Source organism: Kineobactrum sediminis (assembly GCF_002868715.1).
Taxonomy (GTDB): domain Bacteria; phylum Pseudomonadota; class Gammaproteobacteria; order Pseudomonadales; family Halieaceae; genus Kineobactrum; species Kineobactrum sediminis.
Genome location: NZ_PKLZ01000001.1, coordinates 678,625 through 695,300, shown reverse-complemented (window position 1 = coordinate 695,300; position 16,676 = coordinate 678,625). Strand labels below are relative to the sequence as shown.

The window sequence follows — 16,676 nt, the reverse complement described above, 5'->3', positions numbered from 1 at the left end:
CTCCATTTATTCCGGTAGTGCAGCCAGAGACATTGCCGTCTTTGCGTATTGCCCTGCTCGGCTATCGCAGTAAACCGCATGCAGGCGGCCAGGGAGTCTACCTCAGGTACCTGAGCAAGGCCCTGGTGGATGCGGGACATACCGTGGACGTGATTTCCGGGCCACCCTACCCCCATCTTGACCCACGGGTGCGCCTCGTCCAGCTGCCCAGCCTTGACCTGTTCGAGAATGGCCTGCAATCACTACGTCCTCATCATTTGCGCTCCCTGAGTAATATTATCGAGTGGACCAGTAAATTGACCGGCGGCTTTTCCGAACCCTATACCTTCGGGCGTCGTGTGGTGAAGTATTTGCGCCGGCATGGCGATAGCTATGATCTCATTCACGATAACCAGAGCCTGAGTTACGGTATGCTGGAACTGCAGAACATGGGTCTGCCGCTGGTAACGACGGTGCATCACCCTATTACCAGCGACCTGCGCATCGCCCTCAGTGCGGCCAGTAACTGGCACCAGAAGTTACTGATCCGCCGCTGGCATTCGTTTCTGCGAATGCAACAGAGGGTCATAAAACGCCTGCACCATGTGGTTACCGTCTCGGACTGTTCTCGCCAGGATATCGCCCGGGACTTTGGCCTGCAGCCGGCGGGTATTGCCCTGGTCCACAACGGCATCGATACCGAGGAGTTTCGCCCACTGCCGGAGGTCACCCGGAATCCGCGACGGCTGATGGCGACTGCATCTGCGGACGCACCGCTCAAGGGGTTACGCTATTTACTGCAGGCTTACGCCAAACTGCTGCAACGCTACCCGGATCTGGAATTGTTGCTGGTCAGCCTGCCCGAGCCCGGCGGCAAGACCGAGCGCCTGATAGCGCGCCTTGGTATTGCGGATCGTATCCGCTTTGTCAGTGGTATCAGCACGGCGGATATGGTCCGCTATTATGCCGAATCCAGCATTGCTGTAGTGCCCTCCGTTTATGAGGGCTTTGGTTTGCCTGCGGGCGAAGCCATGGCCTGCGGTGTGCCGGTGGTTTCGAGCGATGGTGGTGCCCTGCCCGAAGTCGTCGGTGATGCCGGTGTGCTGGTGCCCGCCCGCAACGCGGATGCGCTGGCGGAGGCTATTGCAGCGCTGCTGGAAGATCCCCTGCGACGAGCCACTCTGGGGCTGGCGGGTCGACAACGTATTCTGGAGCGGTTTAGCTGGCAAGTCTGTGCCCGGGACATGGACGCTTATTATCGGAAGGTTATCGCCGATGCAAACCGTTGATTTTCGCTACTTCGCCCTGCACCCCGGTGAGCGCCTGCTGGACCTCGGCTGCGGCGAGGGTCGGCATGCCATTGCCGCCTACATCCTGGGGGATGTGCATGCGGTAGGGGTCGATCTTTCCCATGGGGACCTGGTCACTGCCCGCAGTCGTTATCAGGAATTCGCGGAGCCGGATAACACATGCAAGCGACTGGACCTCACCGCCGCGTCGGCGCTGGCGCTGCCCTTTGCCGACGCTACCTTCGATAAAGTAATCTGCTCGGAAGTACTGGAGCATATTCCCGATTATCGGGCCGCCCTGATGGAAATCCGCCGGGTGCTGAAGCCGCAGGGCATGCTCTGCGTGAGCGTACCGCGACGCTGGCCAGAGCGCCTCTGCTGGGCACTGCGCAAACAGTACCACCTGGTGCCCGGTGGCCACCTGAGAATTTTTCGCCGCGGTATGCTGCGCTCGGAAATTGAACACCGTGGCTTTGTGGGCTATCACAGCCACGGTGCCCATGCGCTGCACGCGCCCTACTGGTGGCTGCGCTGCCTGTTCTGGAAAACCGTTGAGACGAACTGGCTGGTGCGGCAATACCACCGCCTGCTGGTCTGGGACATGTTGCAGCAGCCCTTGTTTACCCGAACGCTGGAAAAGTGGCTGAACCCGGTGATGGGTAAAAGCGTGGTCATGTATTTCCGCAAGGAGGCTGCTGCATGAGCGGGCTTTATCTGAGCCGCGGCTTGTTTCCCCTGGAATTTTTCCGGCCCACGGTTAACTTCCTGCTGGCGACCCAGCAGCCCAGCGGTGAAATCCCCTGGTTTGAAGGCGGGTATACTGACCCCTGGGATCACGTGGAAGCGGCCATGGGACTGTCGATCGGTGGCGAGTATGAGGCGGCTGTGCGCGCCTATCGATGGCTGGCCGGACTGCAATTACCTGATGGCAGCTGGTGGGCTTCCTATCGCGGTAACGTGGTAGACAACAACCATCGTCGTGAAAGTAATTTTGTCGGCTATGTGGCGACCGGTGTGTGGCATCACTTCCTGGTAACCGGTGATACGGATTTTCTGCGCGAAATGTGGCCAATGGTTGAGGCGGCGACAGAGTTCGTGCTCCGTCTGCAACGGCCAGAGGGCGACATAGACTGGGCGGTGGATACCCGCGATCAGCCCAAAGCCGATGCCCTTGTCACCGGCTGCAGTTCAATTTACAAGAGCCTGGAGTGCGCCGGTAACATTGCAGTGACGCTGGCGGAATCACGGCCTGCGTGGCTGCAGGCCCGAACCCGTCTCGGCCAGGCGCTGCGGGTGAAGCCCGAGCGTTTTGACCGCACCTGGGAGAGCAAGGCCCGCTATTCCATGGACTGGTTTTATCCGGTGTTGACGGGTGTGTTCAGTGGAGCCGAAGCACGCTCGCGACTCGCTGTGCGTTGGGACGAATTTGTTCACGACGGCCTCGGCTGCCGCTGCGTTGCCGATGAGCCCTGGGTCACGGTAGCCGAATCCTGTGAGCTGGTAATGGCGCTGCTGGCCGCGGGCGATCACGCCCGGGCGGTGGAGGTATACAGCTGGCTGCACCAGTGGCGGGATAACGATGGCGCCTACTGGACCGGCTACCAGTTCGTCGAGGATCTGCTGTGGCCGGAGGAAAAGCCTACCTGGACCGCCGGCGCCATTTTGCTGGCGGCGGACGCGCTCACCGGTTACACCGGTGCTTCGGCCTTGTTTACCAGCGTGCAACTACTGGATCCGGTTGCACTCCAGGCACGTCGCCGACAGGACCAGTAAGCCCCACCGCTGGCTGTTGGCATTACAGGCGGCGCAGTATCGCCAGGCTCTCGACTTGCTCCACTCGTTCAAACAAACCCGACTGTAGTGCCAGTCGGTAGATGGCGCGAGGCGCCTGGCCGCCCTTGGCCGGATCCGGATAGACATCGTGGATCGCAAGAATGCCCTCGCGTTGCAGGTGTCCGGCCCAACAGCGGTAGTCATTGAGGGCGGCCTCGAGGCTGTGGCCGCCATCTATGAACAGCATTGCCAGAGGCGTCTGCCAGTGCCGCGCCGCCGCGCTCGAGCTGGCAACAACCGGGACTACCACCTCGTTGAGGCCTGCGCCGGCGATATTGCGGCGAAATTCCCGGAAAGTATCTACCGCCGCTACACCACTGTCGTACAGCTCGGGATCGTGAAACATTTCCCCGGGCTGGTGTTCCTCCGATCCGCGATGATGGTCCAGGGCAAAAACCGTACTGTGTTGGCGGCGAGCGGCCAGGCCCAGGTAGATAGTGGATTTGCCACAGTAGCTGCCAATCTCCAGAATCGGGCCCCGGGCGCTTACAGCAAGTGCCTGCCGGTACAGTGCCAGCGTCTCGGCGTCGTGAAGGAAACCCTTGATCTGGTCAATATTCGCGGGCAGGTCGGCAATCATCGGTTTTCCAGCGCCCGGACAGGGGCGCATTTTTTACGTAACTTCAGGGGGTGCTGTTGGCGGTAGGTGCCTTCGGCTCGCGCAGTGCCGCATCCAGGGTGTAGACATCTTCCGGGCTCAGCAGCCCGGCCTGTTCCTTGAGTCGCAGCATGTTGATGATATAGTCATAACGACTGTTGGCGTAGTCACGCTGTGCCGCAAACAGTGTGTTTTGTGCATTGAGCACGTCTACCACGTTGCGGGTTCCCACTTCGTAACCCGCCTGGGTGGCGTCGAGCGCGCTTTGTGAGGACACAATGGCCTGGGCTCTGGCGGCTACTCGGGATACATCACTGATCACGGTCATATGCAATGAGCGGGCATTGGTGACCGTATTGCGGCTCAGGTTGATACGGCTTTCCCTGGCGGCATTGAATTCCTGCGCTGCCCTGCGACGATTGGCGCTGATTGCGCCGCCGGAATACAGGGGCACGTCGAGGCGCAGTTGCCACACGCTCTGGTCAGTCTGGCTGTTGGGCGAGGTGTCGAACCCTGTTGATGGCTGTCTGGTCAGGCTGCCGTTAACATCGTAGTCCGAGTAACGGTAGTTGCCGCTCAGCCGCGGCGCGTGTTCAAAGCGGTTGGCGGCGGCGTTCTGCCGGGAGGCCTCCTCGGCGTAGCGAGCGGCCTGCAAATTGAAGTTATTCTCCAGGGCGAAGTCTACCCAGGCTTTACGGTCGACCGGATCCGGCAGTTTTGCGCTGAAGTCTTCTTCCAGCACCTGCAGATTACTATGCTCGCGACCGGTAAGTACTGTCAGGCGCTCCAGGGCGACCGAGACATTGTTTTCGTCAACAATGCGATTGACCTGCGCCAGATCTCGTGCGGCCTGGGCTTCGTACACATCAGTGATGGCGATCAGGCCCACTTCAAAGCGCTGTTGTGACTGTTCGAGCTGGCGTTCGAAAGCCCGCTCCTGGGCCCGGGACGCGGCCAGGTTATCCTGGGCGCGCAGTACCTGCAGGTAGGTGTCGGTCACGCGGATAATCAGGTTCTGCTGATTGGCGGCAAAGGTCGCTTCCGCCTGCTTGCTGAATTCCTTGCCGGACTGGAAGGTGAACCAGGCGGGGAGGTCAAACAGCGCCTGGTTCAGGGTTACCTCATAGCCTTCCCGGCTGGTGTCGAGCTCGGTGCGGGTCTGGACCACGGTGACACCGCCGCCGATGCCGCCGTTGTCGCCATCTACGGTAAAACTCTCGCCGGTAGAATTCTGGTCGCTGTCCGAGTAGTCGTAGTTGGCGTTTACCTGGGGCAAAAGACTGGACAGGCCAAGTTTTTCGGTTTCGAGGTCTGCACGGTATTGCGCCCTTTCGGCTTTAAGCTGGGCATCGTTGGCCAGCGCCATTTCATAGATGTCCCGCAGTGAATCCGCTCCGGCGCCAATTGAGCCCAGTGCGAGGGTCAACGCCAGTAGCGCGAGTCCGGTTCTTTTCATCGGTTTATCCTTATGCTGATGCCCGTTAGCGCCAACCAGTGTAGCAGCCTTGGCCTCGCTTGGCATGCATTCGATCGCGGCTAAAACGTGCAAATTCCTCGCGGATTTTGAGCTTGGCAAGTGCTACACTCGCGCTTCCCGGAACAGTAATGCCGCTAGATTATCAGCTGCGCTCCGGGGCGTTTCAATCATTCACCCGGGAAGAGAGCATGGCGGTACAGCGGGCCCGTAAGCGGCCTTTCAAGACAGACCTGGTGCGTTTACATGCATTGTGTGAAGCAAATTACATTCGCCTGCTGCGCCTGTTTCCAGAGTATGAACAGGGCAATCTGCGCGAGTTTGCCGTTGGCCCTGCCCGAGTACGTATCGAGGTGCTTGAGCGCAGTCGCTATACCACGTTTTTCAGGTTACACCAGAGCCATGCCGAGGAGCGTTGGCTGGGCCACCTGGTAGTGGATGTGCGTGCCTACCACGATGCAGGGATGCTGGAGGTGGGTGCTTTCCAGTCTCATCGACGGGTTCAGGCCCGCTATAATTACCCCAACGCCCAGATGTTCCAGCAGGATGAAAAGGCCCAGCAAAACCAGTTTCTGGCAGACTGGCTGGAGCACTGCCTGGCCAATGGCCGCGCGTCCCTGCCCGCTTCACCCAGCCAGCGTTGCCGCTGAGTCGGCACCGGCAAAATTCCGATGAACAGTTACCGTCACCTGCGTCATTATCTTGCGGTACCAACAGCGACCATTCACCTGGTGCAATTGACCGATACCCATCTTTGCCGCGAGCCCGGCGGCACTCTGCTGGGTATGGATACCGATCACTCCGTGCAGGCGGTAATCAGCCAGGTGCGCCGGGAACAGCCGAGGATTGACGCCATCCTGGGTACCGGTGACCTGTCCGATAACGGTGCACTGGAAGCCTACCAGAGATTGCACGCGTATTTCGCGGGCCTGTGTCCGAGGCAGTTCTGGCTGCCGGGCAACCACGACAATCGCGCCCTGATGAACACGCTTGACACGTCCGGTGAGTTGCTTAGCAACGATATCCGTATCGGCGGCTGGCAGGTGCTGATGCTGGACTCCCAGATAGAGGGCGAGGTGGGCGGCGAACTCGGTGCCGGCCAGCTGGCGCTATTGCGCGAGGCGCTGGAAGAGGCGGCGGTCGCAGGCTTGTTCAGTCTCGTGTGCCTGCATCATCAGCCGGTTGCGATTGGTTGTCAGTGGTTGGATGCACAGAAGGTGGCCGATGCGGAGGCGTTTTTTGCGGTGCTCGAACAGTATCCGGGCGTGCGCGGGATTTTGTGGGGGCATATTCACCAGCAGGTAGATCGGGTGTGGCAGGGCCGGCGTCTGATGGCGTCCCCGTCCTGTTGTGTGCAGTTTGCTCCCGGTAGTGATGTCTTCAAGGCCGATGACGCGGCGCCCGGATACCGCTGGCTGCAACTGCAACCCGATGGTCATATTGATACCGGCGTATCACGGGTTGAAGGTGTACACTTCACCGTCGATCTGGACTCCGGCGGTTATTCCTAGCCTCGCCGCGAGCAGTCTCAGTTGGGTACAATGCCATTTTTCAGCCACGCAATATCGGGAAGCCATACACAGGAATGAGTCAATATACCGCGGAAGACATTGAAGTCCTGACCGGGCTGGAACCGGTGCGAAAGCGTCCGGGCATGTACACGGATACCAGTCGTCCCAACCATCTGGCGCAGGAGGTGATCGACAACAGTGTCGACGAGGCGCTGGCCAAGCACGCCACGCGCATAGATGTCATCCTGCATCGCGATGGGGCCGTTACCGTCAGTGATGATGGCCGCGGCATGCCTGTGGATATGCACCCGGGGCAAGGCAAACCGGGCGTTGAAGTGATCCTCAGTACCCTGCACGCCGGCGGCAAGTTCTCCAACAAGAGTTACGAGTTCTCGGGCGGCCTGCACGGTGTGGGTGTATCGGTGGTCAATGCCCTGTCGCGGGAACTGGAAATCACTATCCGCCGCGACGGCAATGTCTACCGGATGACATTTGCCGGGGGCGAAAAAACCTCCGAGCTCGCGGTTATCGATAGCTGTGGCAAGCGCAACACCGGTACTGCAATCAAATTCACTCCCGATCCGCAGTATTTTGACTCGGTGAATTTTTCCGTTCCGCGCCTGCAGCACGTGCTCCGGGCCAAGGCGGTATTGTGCCCCGGGTTGCGGGTCACCTTCCTCGACGAGAAAAAAGGCGAAACCGAGGAATGGTATTACGAGGACGGTCTTACCGACTATCTGACGGATGCCACCAGTGAGTTCCCCTGCGTTCCCGAGCGCCCTTTCGTGGGGAGTTTCAGTAGCAGCAGTGCCGCTGTAGACTGGGCGCTGCAGTGGCTGCCCGAGGGCGGAGATGTCGTTGCCGAGTCCTATGTCAACCTGATCCCCACTGCCCAGGGCGGCACCCATGTCAATGGCCTGCGTACCGGGTTGCTGGACGCCCTGCGTGACTTTTGCGAATTGCGTAACCTGCTGCCCCGGGGTGTGCGACTGACCCCCGACGACATCTGGGACCGCTGCTGTTACGTGCTCTCGGTGAAACTGGCGGATCCCCAGTTTTCCGGCCAGACCAAGGAGAGGCTGTCCTCCCGCGAGGCAGCAGCCTTCGTTTCCGGCGTCGCCAAGGATGCCTTCAGCCTGTGGCTGAACCAGCATACGGGTGAGGCCGAGCAAATTGCCGAGCTGTGCATCAACAGTGCGCAAAATCGCCTGCGTACGGCACGCAAGGTCACCCGCAAAAAAGTCACCGCCGGCCCGGCGCTACCCGGAAAGCTCGCGGATTGCTCCGGGGAAGACCCTGTCCGGGGCGAGTTGTTCCTGGTGGAGGGCGACTCGGCCGGTGGGTCCGCCAAGCAGGCGCGAAGCCGGGAATTCCAGGCAATCCTGCCCCTGCGCGGCAAGATACTCAATACCTGGGAAATCGATTCCCAGGAGATTCTGGCCTCCCAGGAGGTGCATAACATCTCCATCGCCATTGGCATGGACCCGGCCAGTGATGACCTGAGCGGCCTGCGTTACCACAAAGTGTGTATTCTCGCCGATGCGGACTCCGACGGCCTGCATATTGCCACCCTGATCTGCGCCCTGTTCGTGCGCCATTTCCGGCCCCTGGTGGCAGCCGGCCATGTCTACGTGGCCATGCCTCCCCTGTATCGGATTGATATCGGCAAGGAGGTGTACTACGCGCTGGATGAAAGTGAAAAACAGGGCGTTCTCGACCGTATTGAAGCGGAAAAGAAAAAGGGCAAGGTAAACGTCCAGCGCTTCAAGGGCTTGGGTGAAATGAATCCCCTGCAATTACGGGAGACTACCATGGACCCTGATACCCGCCGCCTGGTGCGTCTGGTGCTGGACCCGGACGACGACACCAATAGCATGATGGATATGCTGTTGGCCAAGAAACGCTCCAGCGATCGCAAGGCCTGGCTGGAAAGCAAGGGCGACCTGGCCGATATTGCCGTAATCTGAAGAGGGTTTTACGTGATGCTTACACTGGCCAGGACACGGCTAGTGCGCGCTGGTAAATGCCGGTAAGCGCCGGAGTCGCTATCGCTCAACCGTATTGGCGAGACGCTGGTACAGCTGCCGATAGCGAGTATTTTGCGGTGCCGTCGCGGCCAACTCGCGGGCGTAGCGAACCGCCTTTTCCCTGTTCCCCAGCTCGGCGCTGTAGTTAACCAGTGCCAGCAGTACTTCCTCGTTACCCGGGATGCTGCGCTGTAGTGCCTCAAGTCGGGCAAGTGCCTGCTCCGGTTGCCCGCTATCGTGCAGGGCAATGGCGTAAACGTAGCGATGGCGCACCCCCTCCTGTTCAAGCTCCGCCGCGCGCTGCAGGTGCACCAGTGCCTGTTCGCGATTGCCGATACGGGTTTCCAGCAGGCCCAGGGCGTGAAGTGCCGCGCCGCTGTTCGGTGCAACCTCCAGCGCTGCCATGATTTCCGCCCTCGCCTCATCCTCGCGCTGTAGTGCTCGTAACAGGTCGGCCAGATTAAGCCGCGCGGGCAATAGCTGCGGATTCAGGTGCAGGGCCTCGCGGTAGGCTTTTTCCGCGGCGGGCAGGTCGCCCCGGTTGGCCAGGAAAATCCCCAGTTGCAGCTGCACGCCAGGCATATCCGCATGCTGGCGCTGGATACGGGTATATTCGCCGAACAAATTGCGTAATTGTTCCCCCTGTGCGGGAGAGACCTGGTCCGGTGGCACGCCCGCCAGGGCCTCCGCTACGGCCATGCGCACGCTGGTGATCTCGTCCGCTACCAGACCTTTCAGCAACTGATAGCGCTGCCCGAGAGGCAGACCAGCGAGGCTGCGTACCGCACTCACTCGCAGCAGCGGCTCCGGAGACTCCAGCTGCGCGGTTGCGTAGCCCGGCAGGCTCGGCGCGCCGGCACGTCCCAGGGCTTCCAGTACGGTAGCGCGCATAATGGGTGCGACGCTGTTGTCATTGGCCAGTTGCTCCAGCCGCGGCATGGCCCGCCGGTTGCCTGCCGCCAGTTGTTGTAAAGCCCGGGCGGGATGACTGGCGGTATCCCCGAACTCGATGCCCCAGCCGCGTACCGCCGCCAGCGCCCAATCCGCATCCTGGCCATCGTGGCACTGGTTGCAGGCGTTGGGTACGCCTGTGGTGATGCTCAGGTCGGGCCGCGGAATTCGCATACCGTGGTCCCGCCGCGGGTCCACCGTCATATAGGTGGTCTCGGGCATGTGGCAGTTGGCGCACTCGGCGCCAGCGGAGTCCGGCGTGTGATGGTGGTGTTCCCGCTGATCGTAGACATCCGCCTTGTGGCATTGGGCGCAGACACCGTTGCCTTCCGCGCGTAACTGCAGGCTATGGGGTTCGTGGCAGTTGCTACAGACAACCCCCGCCTGGTGCATTTTGCTCTGGACAAAAGAGCCGTATACGTAAACTTCGTCACGAATCTGGCCGTCGGGGTAATAGAGAGGCGGTTCGGGCAGTGCCAGGCGGTGGCTGTCCAGCAGGGGTTTACCGTAGTGATAGTCATCGAGAGTACCGCGCCGGGCATGGCAGCGACCGCAGTTGTCGATCTGGGCATTGCCGGTGGGCTCCTGCCGGCGCCGGGCAATGGACTCGTTAGCGGTGAATACCCATTCACCGCGCTGGCCCAGGGTCGTCTCCAGGCCGGTGTCCCGGCCGGCACCGAGCTGTCCTTTCGCAGCGAGCCTGATGTGTTGTTCTCCCGGGCCATGGCAGCTCTCACAGGCCACGTCGATTTCGGCGAAAAGGGTATCGTAACTGCGGGTAACCGGGTCATACCGCTTCTGCAGGTCAGTGCTGTGGCACTCGGCGCAGCTCAGGTTCCAGTTCATGTAGGGGCCGGTCCAGTGCAATGGGTCGGTGTGATCGGTCACCTCTTCCGGGTTCAGGTGAAACCAGCGCTGGCCGCCCTCGCCCGCGGGTCGCGAGTCCCAGGCGATATCAAAGGCCTGTAACCGGCCCCGGGACAAGGGCAGCAGATATTGCTGCAGTGGATAAACGCCGAACACATAGCGCACTGTAAAGTCCTGCAGGGTGCCGTTCTCTCCCGCCGTGCGCACAATAAAGCGCTCGCCGTCGCGGCGAAACGTGGTGGTGACACCCCGGCGAGTGAAAGAAGCGCCGTTGAAATCCCCGAGCACGGTGCCGGCATCAGGTTCCTGCATGGCCAGGTCATGATGGGAGTCTTGCCACAGCTCATGTTGTGGAGCATGGCAGCCGGCACAGCTTGCAACACCGGTGAAGGTGCCGGCTTGAGCGGCTGACGCCAATACTAAAAAGAGCAGGACACACCTGAACACGTTTGGTCACTCTGGGCATTAAAGCCGCTCAGGCTACCTTATCCCGCGGGAATTGCCCAATACCGGTACCCGCTCCCTCGAGCCACAACCACCGCTGCATTTCGCACATCTCATGCCCGGCTCCGTCGGCAAGCCAGCGCGCCAGGCACGCCGCAACGTCGGGAAACTCAACCATGGGAGGAGCGGGCCTGTGTTCCAGCCATTGACCCAGTGTGACCGGACACAGAGTGTTCGTCACCGTTGCGTAGCCGAGTTGATCCAGCGCCCGGGCATTCGATAACTGTTCTATCTGGCCCTGAAGGGGGCGCGTAAGCACCGGCTTGCGCCACTGCAGGCATTCACTGATCAGTTCAAAACCACTATTGCAAATCACCCCGGCACACTGAGCAAGGTCCCGTTTGAAGTTATTGGTGCTGGTGGGGCACAACAGGACGTTGGCGACCTGCATCGCGGCAAGGCCACTGGCGTATTGTCGAAACCGGTACTGCGGAAACTGTTGCAGCAGCCCTGTTATCCGCGGCTGTTCCTCAAACGGGAGATACACCACAATATCTTCACTGCGGCCGGCTTGCCGGTCTGGCAGGTGCAGTATCGGTGGCAGGACGTTGTCTGCATACGGGTACCAGTGTAGTCCCAATGGCCTTGTTACCGGCGCAAAACGGTTCATAACCTGGCGCGCCAGCCAGTGGCCGGCAACGGTAGGTGCGGTGTCGCCAAGGGCATACTGGTGGCCAATACCAATCACCGGGAGACCAGCCCGCCTTCCCGCCCAGGCCGTGATCGGCTCAAAGTCGGTGACAACGGCATCAAAGCCCGCCAGCGGCAGCGTCCGAACATCCCTCAGGAATCGCCACAGGTTGTTATGAATCAGTGTGCGGCCATAGTCGATGCGCCCGGCCCGGCTGATAAAAGTCAGTCCACGACGGTGCAGAAAGTCGCCAAAGGGCGCCATGTCAAACAGCTCGTGTCGCTCGCGCCCGGAAAAAAGCCAGGTGACCTCAACATCGTGGGCGGCCAGGGCCTCCGTCATGGCCCTGGCCCTGCTGATATGGCCATTGCCGGTACCCTGCACGCCGTAAAGTATTTTCATGCCGAAGGGAGCTCCGTTCAGCTGCCGAGCAAATGTGCGGTCAACAGCACGATGCTGCTGCCCATCACCGCGCCCGCGAGGGTGTCTCCGGGGAAATGTACCCCCAGCAATACCCGTGACAAAGCGACAGCGCCGGCCCATACAAAGATGACAGCCATGGGGCCGCCATAGATGACTGCCAGGGAAGTGGCCAGCAAAAAGGCACCCGAACTATGCCCTGAGGGGAAGCTGAAACGGTCGGCGGCAGTGACCAGGCTGCGGAATCCCGGCACTGCTTCCTGGGGACGCTGCCGCTTGAGGCTGTTTTTCAGGCTCCAGTACAGCGCACGTTCCATCAGCAGGGCCGGTATCAGCAATTGAATAAATGGCCCTGCATGGGGAGACCCGTATAGCAACAGCAGTAAAGGTAGCAGCAGATGAAGATAGCCATCTCCCGAGCGGGACACGGCCTTCGCCAGCGGCCTCACCATACGCCGCTCGCCCTGGGAAAAGATCCGGCCGAGCAGCTGAAGGTCTAGCCGGTTGATAACGGCAAGCATTTTCATAGAGTCAGCTTGCCGTTCCCGTATGGCAAGATGATGAACATACTGTGGCAGTTTGATGACACCCGCAGGCCTGCCCCAAGGTGGTATGGACAGTTCCCGGGTGTATTCCTATTATGGCAGCCTCATGTTTACCGGCCGCCGTTGCGCCGCCAACTGAAAGGGAGCCACGAGTGAAGCTGGGAATTCTGAAAACGGATGCTGTGCGCCCGGAGTGGGTGCCGGATTTTGGTGAATATCCCGACATGTTCATCGCCCTGCTGGGGCGCCTGGACCCCAGCCTTGAGTTTGTCGTTTACGATGTCGAGCAGGGCCGGTATCCCGCTGAGATTGATGAGGTTGACGCTTACCTGATTACCGGTAGCAAGAGCAGCGTCTACGACGACAAACCCTGGATCGAGACCCTGATGACATTTGTCCGGGAGCTGGACCGACGCCGGAAAAAGCTGGTGGGAATCTGTTTTGGCCATCAGCTGGTTGCCCAGGCACTGGGTGGCAAGACCGAAAAATCAACCAGGGGCTGGGGTGTCGGTTTGCAGGTCCAGCGTTTTACGCGCATGCCGGACTGGCATGACCAGGCCGCGGCGGATTTTTCAATACTCGTGAGCCATCAGGACCAGGTAATCGAAACGGCACCGGGTACGGAGGTGCTGGCGGGAAACGATTTCTGTGAAAACGCGGTCTGCCAGATTGGTGAGCACATACTGACATTCCAGGGGCATCCGGAATTTGTCTCTGGCTACTCGCGCGAGATCATGACTTTCAGGCGCGACCAGATCGGTGAAGAGGCTTACCTTGGCGGCATTGCCTCATTGCAGGATGAACCGGAAGCGGAGCGCATCGGGCGCTGGATCCTGGCTTTCCTGCAGGCATGATGTGGCTTGAGCTCCGATGATTTTTTTGTCACATTGAAGGCTTAACCTTCAGCCAGAGGACACAATAATGACCATCAAGGCCCTGCGCACCCCGGAAGAACGATTCGCTGATATTCCGGATTTTGATTATCCGGTTCACTATGCGGATGATTTGCCTGGTTATGAAGGCCTTCGCGCGGCGTGGGTGGATGCCGGGCCGGCTGATGCCGCGCAGGTTTTCCTGTGTCTGCATGGCGAGCCCAGCTGGTCATTCCTGTATCGCCGGATGCTGCCGGTGTTCCTGGCCAGCGGCGCCCGGGTGGTTGCACCCGATCTGTTCGGTTTTGGTCGCTCGGATAAACCGGCCAGTCCTGATGATTACACCTTTGATTTTCATCGCGACCATTTGCTGGCGCTGGTGGAACGGCTTGATCTGCGCAATATCACCCTCGTCGTTCAGGATTGGGGTGGATTGCTGGGGCTCACGCTCCCCGTTGACGAGGACTTCCGTGGTCGGCTGTCGCGCCTGCTGGTGATGAATACCGCGCTGGGGCTTGGCCTGAGCCCGGGGAAGGGTTTCGAAGCCTGGAAAAACTTTGCGGCAAATACGCCGGAATTCCGGGCCGGCAAGATAATCGCCAGTGGCACCCCGCATCTCACGGACCAGGAGATTGCCGCTTACGATGCGCCCTTCCCCGATGCCAGCTACCAGGCGGGTGCGCGCAAGTTTCCCGCACTGGTACCGGTATCGCCGGAAATGGACGGTGTTGCGCTATCCCGGCAGGCGGCGCAATTCTGGAGTGAGCACTGGAACGGCCCCAGTTTCATGGCTAGCGGCGCCGCCGACCCGGTATTGGGGCCACCGGTGATGGAAGCCCTGCGCAAACTGATCCGGAATTGTCCCGAACCCATGGTCATCACCGATGGCGGCCACTTTATCCAGGAGTGGGGCGAGCCCATAGCCCGGGCGGCACTGGCCGCTTTCGACAACAGCTGAGTGCGGGACCCGGCGTGGCACTTGCTACCAGCTGCCAACCTTCTCCATTGATGCCCAGGGCTCCTGCTTCGGCAGCGGCTCGCCTTCCTGCAGCAACTCGATAGAGATGCCGTCGGGGGAGCGGACGAAAGCCATGTGACCATCGTGCGGAGGCCGGTTGATGGTCACCCCGCCATCCATCAGCCGCTGACAGGTGGCATAGATATCCTCAACGCGATACGCGAGATGGCCAAAGTTACGGCCACCGCTGTATTCCTCGGGATCCCAGTTCCAGGTAATCTCCACCATCGGGCTGCTATTTTGTTCGGCGTTTTCAACATCGCCTGGAGCAGCCAGAAAAACCAGTGTAAAGCGGCCGCCTTCGCTATCGTGGCGACGCACCTCCACCAGGCCGAGTTTGTTGCAGTAGAAATCCAGGGTATCGTCCAGGTTGCTGGCACGCACCATCGTGTGCAGGTATCTCATCGCAGGTTATCCAGTACAGTAAAGGTTACTGTTCATGTTAGGAGCCCTTGCCGATGGTAGCAAGCCCGCAGCGGGCGACTGCCTGGACATAGCCTATGCGCCCGCCGTTGCAATTTGCCTGCCCGCGAGACGGCCGGAGAAAGTGGCATCGCCCACCGACATGCCACTACTGTAGCCCTCGGCCCTGCGCACAATGCCGCAGGCGGTGCGGCCCGCTGCGTATAAACCGGGGACGACCTCGCGCTGGGCGTTCACGACTTCGCCCGTGGGCAGGGTGTCGAGCCCGCCGAGGGTAAAATACGGTACGAATACGCCGCGACCGGGAGTGATATCCAGCGCTACCAGCGGCGGCTCCAGTGGCTTCAACCACTCTGCCGATTTGTGGAACAGGGTGTCTTTGCCGGCAGCGCAGTCCTCGTTATAGAGGGCGACAGTGTGGGCCAGTGAGTCCGCGCGCAAACCCAGCTCCGCCTCCAGCTCAGCGACCGAATCGCCTGTTGCGGCGACCGGGGCACCCAGGTAGCTCATGGTTTCATAATCCCCGTAATCCTCCACACTGACTACCAGGTACAGCCGTTGGGAGAGTTGGCGCAGGGCAAATGCGCCAAGACGACCGTGGTAGACGTCCTCATTGACGAAGCGCTGGCCCCGGTCCGTGATGGCGATGCCGTAGGTGAGGCTCGCGGGTGGATAAAACGGCAGGCTGACGAAGCCCTCATGCATATTGATGGCGGCCCCACCCGCAGCCATTCCCATGAGGATGCCGCTACCGGTATCGCCGGGATTGCCGATCGGTTGCGTGCCCTGGGTGAGCATGGGCGCATATTTATGCAGCATCTCCTCGTTCATGACAAAGCCGCCCGCGCAGAGTAGTACCCCGCCGCGCGCGCGTATGTTGAGTTCCTGCTGGTTTTGCCGGATCACCAGGCCCACTACGCGGTCATCCTCATCAATGATCAGGGTCAGCGCGCGGGTTTCATAGTGCACGGCAATGTTCGCGCGGCTGGCCACGTTATCGGTAATGATCTTCATGAACAGGGGACCGCCGTTATCACCCTCCACCTCCAGGTTGTGGCCCCGCGGGCAGGGTTTGGCCTGCTCGACAAAGGGCCAGGCTTTCTCGCTGCCAGTGTATAGAAGACAGTCATCGGTCAGAGCCATAATGGCGCGCTGGGCATGGAAACTGTCCTTGAACGGTACTCCCAAGTCCACCAGCCACTGGAAGTGTGCGGCGCTCTGTTCGCAATAATTGCGGATTTTGGCTGCGTCGGCCTGGGGACCGGCGGAGGCCATCATGTAGTTGTACATGTCCTCGGTATCATCCTCGAACCCGCAGGCCTGTTGCACCCGCGTGCCACCACTGCCGCCCATGTAGATCTCGGCGCTGGACAGGGCCGTGGAGCCGCCGCTGGCACTGGCCAGCTCGAAAATGATGACCTCGGCGCCATTATCCGCGGCTTCAATGGCGGCACAGCCCCCGGCGCCGCCGAAGCCTACTATCGCGACGTCCGTCTCCAGATCCCACTGCTTTACGTCGCGTACCTTGCGCGGATGGACGGGACTGGTTTTAGCCTTCTCTGTCATTTCTGGTCACCTTGATTAAGCGTAGCGGTGGATTAAACCGATTCGGCCAAATGCGCTCAATAGCAACGGCCCAATATGTTGTACACGGCAGGATTATTATTGTTGGGTTACAATCCCCCACCCATTTAGAACACCTCGTTCCGGGCGAACGAGCATTTTCAGATATTA

The 16,676-nt window shown here is 60.3% G+C and carries 15 protein-coding genes; 8 read left to right on the top strand and 7 right to left on the bottom strand.

Annotated features, from left to right (window positions below):
• The first annotated feature begins 41 nt into the window (after nt 1–41).
• Genes CWI75_RS03115 through CWI75_RS03105 form a run of 3 tightly spaced genes read left to right on the top strand, consistent with a single transcriptional unit; the run spans nt 42 to nt 3,041 of the window.
• Nucleotides 42–1,268, top strand: coding sequence for a glycosyltransferase family 4 protein (locus CWI75_RS03115; protein WP_241521055.1), 1,227 nt, complete (start codon nt 42–44; stop codon nt 1,266–1,268).
• Entirely contained in the window at nt 1,255–1,971 is a 717-nt protein-coding gene (locus tag CWI75_RS03110) for a class I SAM-dependent methyltransferase (RefSeq protein ID WP_101519978.1), read from the top strand. Before CWI75_RS03115 ends, CWI75_RS03110 begins: the two co-directional genes overlap by 14 nt.
• Nucleotides 1,968–3,041 (top strand): prenyltransferase/squalene oxidase repeat-containing protein, encoded by a 1,074-nt coding sequence (locus CWI75_RS03105; protein ID WP_101519977.1) that lies wholly within the window; start codon nt 1,968–1,970, stop codon nt 3,039–3,041. Before CWI75_RS03110 ends, CWI75_RS03105 begins: the two co-directional genes overlap by 4 nt.
• Before the next feature lie 22 nt (nt 3,042–3,063).
• On the opposite strand, the gene CWI75_RS03100 is transcribed toward CWI75_RS03105, so the two are convergent.
• On the bottom strand, nt 3,064–3,681 hold the full coding sequence (locus CWI75_RS03100) for a class I SAM-dependent methyltransferase (protein WP_101519976.1): 618 nt from the start codon (nt 3,679–3,681) through the stop codon (nt 3,064–3,066).
• 43 nt (nt 3,682–3,724) lie between these two features.
• Nucleotides 3,725–5,155: a TolC family outer membrane protein gene (locus tag CWI75_RS03095; RefSeq protein ID WP_101519975.1), complete on the bottom strand. Its 1,431-nt coding sequence runs from the start codon at nt 5,153–5,155 to the stop codon at nt 3,725–3,727.
• Between the two features lie 149 nt (nt 5,156–5,304).
• Here CWI75_RS03095 and CWI75_RS03090 point away from each other — a divergent pair, with 149 nt between their 5' ends.
• The 3 genes from CWI75_RS03090 to parE all read left to right on the top strand — a co-directional run bounded on the left by CWI75_RS03090 (nt 5,305) and on the right by parE (nt 8,651).
• Nucleotides 5,305–5,823 carry a DUF1249 domain-containing protein gene (locus tag CWI75_RS03090; RefSeq protein WP_241521054.1) on the top strand — a complete coding sequence of 173 codons (519 nt, stop codon included), beginning with the start codon at nt 5,305–5,307 and terminating at the stop codon, nt 5,821–5,823.
• 21 nt (nt 5,824–5,844) lie between these two features.
• Nucleotides 5,845–6,684 (top strand): 3',5'-cyclic-AMP phosphodiesterase, encoded by an 840-nt coding sequence (cpdA, locus tag CWI75_RS03085; RefSeq protein ID WP_101519974.1) that lies wholly within the window; start codon nt 5,845–5,847, stop codon nt 6,682–6,684.
• A gap of 74 nt (nt 6,685–6,758) precedes the next feature.
• Nucleotides 6,759–8,651 carry a DNA topoisomerase IV subunit B gene (gene parE, locus CWI75_RS03080; RefSeq protein ID WP_101519973.1) on the top strand — a complete coding sequence of 631 codons (1,893 nt, stop codon included), beginning with the start codon at nt 6,759–6,761 and terminating at the stop codon, nt 8,649–8,651.
• Nucleotides 8,652–8,729: 78 nt separating this feature from the next.
• On the opposite strand, the gene CWI75_RS03075 is transcribed toward parE, so the two are convergent.
• The 3 genes from CWI75_RS03075 to CWI75_RS03065 all read right to left on the bottom strand — a co-directional run bounded on the left by CWI75_RS03075 (nt 8,730) and on the right by CWI75_RS03065 (nt 12,611).
• The gene (locus CWI75_RS03075; protein ID WP_146003535.1) at nt 8,730–10,841 is read right to left on the bottom strand and encodes a tetratricopeptide repeat protein; all 2,112 of its coding nucleotides are present in this window, start codon (nt 10,839–10,841) and stop codon (nt 8,730–8,732) included.
• 163 nt (nt 10,842–11,004) lie between these two features.
• Nucleotides 11,005–12,066 (bottom strand): MJ1255/VC2487 family glycosyltransferase, encoded by a 1,062-nt coding sequence (locus tag CWI75_RS03070; RefSeq protein WP_101519972.1) that lies wholly within the window; start codon nt 12,064–12,066, stop codon nt 11,005–11,007.
• Nucleotides 12,067–12,083: 17 nt separating this feature from the next.
• The gene (locus CWI75_RS03065; protein WP_206604618.1) at nt 12,084–12,611 is read right to left on the bottom strand and encodes a phosphatase PAP2 family protein; all 528 of its coding nucleotides are present in this window, start codon (nt 12,609–12,611) and stop codon (nt 12,084–12,086) included.
• Nucleotides 12,612–12,781: 170 nt separating this feature from the next.
• Here CWI75_RS03065 and CWI75_RS03060 point away from each other — a divergent pair, with 170 nt between their 5' ends.
• Both CWI75_RS03060 and CWI75_RS03055 read left to right on the top strand, forming a co-directional pair.
• Entirely contained in the window at nt 12,782–13,483 is a 702-nt protein-coding gene (locus CWI75_RS03060) for a glutamine amidotransferase-related protein (protein WP_101519971.1), read from the top strand.
• A 67-nt stretch (nt 13,484–13,550) separates the two neighbouring features.
• Nucleotides 13,551–14,459 (top strand): haloalkane dehalogenase, encoded by a 909-nt coding sequence (locus CWI75_RS03055; protein WP_101519970.1) that lies wholly within the window; start codon nt 13,551–13,553, stop codon nt 14,457–14,459.
• A 24-nt stretch (nt 14,460–14,483) separates the two neighbouring features.
• Here CWI75_RS03055 and CWI75_RS03050 read toward each other — a convergent pair whose 3' ends face one another.
• On the bottom strand, nt 14,484–14,924 hold the full coding sequence (locus CWI75_RS03050) for a VOC family protein (RefSeq protein WP_101519969.1): 441 nt from the start codon (nt 14,922–14,924) through the stop codon (nt 14,484–14,486).
• 93 nt (nt 14,925–15,017) lie between these two features.
• A complete protein-coding gene (locus CWI75_RS03045) occupies nt 15,018–16,508 on the bottom strand; it encodes an FAD-dependent oxidoreductase (RefSeq protein ID WP_101519968.1) in 1,491 nt (496 codons plus the stop codon).
• Nucleotides 16,509–16,676: the final 168 nt, after the last annotated feature.

What these genes read in the sequence shown, in the direction of transcription:
- CWI75_RS03045 (WP_101519968.1), bottom strand. Translation starts at nt 16,508, where the DNA reads ATGACAGAGAAGGCTAAAACCAGTCCCGTCCATCCGCGCAAGGTACGC.
- CWI75_RS03075 (WP_146003535.1), bottom strand. Translation starts at nt 10,841, where the DNA reads ATGCAGGAACCTGATGCCGGCACCGTGCTCGGGGATTTCAACGGCGCT.
- parE (WP_101519973.1), top strand. Translation starts at nt 6,759, where the DNA reads ATGAGTCAATATACCGCGGAAGACATTGAAGTCCTGACCGGGCTGGAA.
- CWI75_RS03070 (WP_101519972.1), bottom strand. Translation starts at nt 12,066, where the DNA reads ATGAAAATACTTTACGGCGTGCAGGGTACCGGCAATGGCCATATCAGC.
- CWI75_RS03065 (WP_206604618.1), bottom strand. Translation starts at nt 12,611, where the DNA reads ATGAAAATGCTTGCCGTTATCAACCGGCTAGACCTTCAGCTGCTCGGC.
- CWI75_RS03110 (WP_101519978.1), top strand. Translation starts at nt 1,255, where the DNA reads ATGCAAACCGTTGATTTTCGCTACTTCGCCCTGCACCCCGGTGAGCGC.
- CWI75_RS03050 (WP_101519969.1), bottom strand. Translation starts at nt 14,924, where the DNA reads ATGAGATACCTGCACACGATGGTGCGTGCCAGCAACCTGGACGATACC.
- CWI75_RS03100 (WP_101519976.1), bottom strand. Translation starts at nt 3,681, where the DNA reads ATGATTGCCGACCTGCCCGCGAATATTGACCAGATCAAGGGTTTCCTT.
- CWI75_RS03090 (WP_241521054.1), top strand. Translation starts at nt 5,305, where the DNA reads ATGCCGCTAGATTATCAGCTGCGCTCCGGGGCGTTTCAATCATTCACC.
- CWI75_RS03095 (WP_101519975.1), bottom strand. Translation starts at nt 5,155, where the DNA reads ATGAAAAGAACCGGACTCGCGCTACTGGCGTTGACCCTCGCACTGGGC.
- CWI75_RS03105 (WP_101519977.1), top strand. Translation starts at nt 1,968, where the DNA reads ATGAGCGGGCTTTATCTGAGCCGCGGCTTGTTTCCCCTGGAATTTTTC.
- cpdA (WP_101519974.1), top strand. Translation starts at nt 5,845, where the DNA reads ATGAACAGTTACCGTCACCTGCGTCATTATCTTGCGGTACCAACAGCG.
- CWI75_RS03055 (WP_101519970.1), top strand. Translation starts at nt 13,551, where the DNA reads ATGACCATCAAGGCCCTGCGCACCCCGGAAGAACGATTCGCTGATATT.